Raw genomic sequence first — 248 nt, 5'->3', positions numbered from 1 at the left:
GTGCCGACGGCCCCGCCCTTCTTCACGCCGCCCAACGCCGTGGTCGTGGCGGCGGGCAGCGTGTACGCGGCCGGGATGACGCCCGCGGCGAGCTTGTCCTTCGTGATGCCGCCGGCGAGCATCGCGTTCGTGATGCTGCCCGCGGCCGGAGCGCCGCCCAGGTCGACCGGATTGCCGTCCGCGTCGAGGAACTGGGTTTCGATGACCGCCTGGCGGGCGTCGTTCGTCACGCCGCTGGTCAAATGGTG

General features: G+C 72.2%; 1 protein-coding gene. It reads right to left on the bottom strand.

Annotation, left to right across the window (positions count from 1 at the left end; genetic code table 11):
* Positions 1 to 230 (bottom strand): head fiber protein (locus GFD25_RS11970; protein ID WP_338024665.1); only part of this gene is annotated, 230 nt, incomplete at its 3' end.
* Positions 231 to 248 lie beyond the last annotated feature (18 nt).

Origin of the sequence: Bifidobacterium aerophilum, from assembly GCF_010667685.1 — a bacterium.
Lineage (GTDB): Bacteria > Actinomycetota > Actinomycetes > Actinomycetales > Bifidobacteriaceae > Bifidobacterium > Bifidobacterium aerophilum.
This window is presented reverse-complemented; position numbering and strand designations above follow the sequence as displayed.